1 protein-coding gene is annotated in these 476 nt (G+C 64.5%); it reads right to left on the bottom strand.

The genetic code is table 11. The features are described 5' to 3' along the window. Positions 1–418 (bottom strand): helix-turn-helix domain-containing protein (locus DRV85_RS18880; RefSeq protein ID WP_147238906.1); only part of this gene is annotated, 418 nt, incomplete at its 3' end. Between the last annotated feature and the right edge of the window lie 58 nt (positions 419–476).

The raw sequence follows: 476 nt of genomic DNA, 5'->3' as shown, positions 1-476 counted from the left end.
CAAAGGCCGCTGCGCGGTCGACGTACCGACGCTTGATCGCCACCCAGGCGTCGCCGCTCTTGGTCTCACCCAGAGTCATGTTCAGGTACCACAGGGACTCGTGCCGGACGATCCAGCCCGGCCTCTCCATCGCCACAAGCTTGCGGCGGACGGTTTCCCGCGGGATGCCGCTGCGAGCTGCGATCTCCGATTGTGTCATGCCGACGGCAGCTTCGGTCCCGCGCGCCGCCCTTGCGAGGAGCAGGAGTATCGTGACCGCTTTCATATCCCCGCCGAACGCCTGCCCGAGATCCGCGAGCGTCGTCGCGATGGAATCGATTGCCCGGATTTCCAGGTGATCCGAGTGTAACTCGTCTGCGGGAGACGATGCCGCCAATCGGGCCATGCCCTTCGCAGCCTGCCCTCCAGTGTCCCGCATGCCGATCCTCCGTACGGCTTTCTACATACCAAAGGCTGCTGCGCGGTCGAGCAATCAT

The organism is Rhodosalinus halophilus (assembly GCF_003298775.1).
GTDB classification, from domain to species: Bacteria; Pseudomonadota; Alphaproteobacteria; order Rhodobacterales; family Rhodobacteraceae; genus Rhodosalinus; species Rhodosalinus halophilus.
The sequence above is the reverse complement of the archived record's forward strand: the minus strand, read 5'-3'. Positions and strand labels throughout refer to the sequence as shown.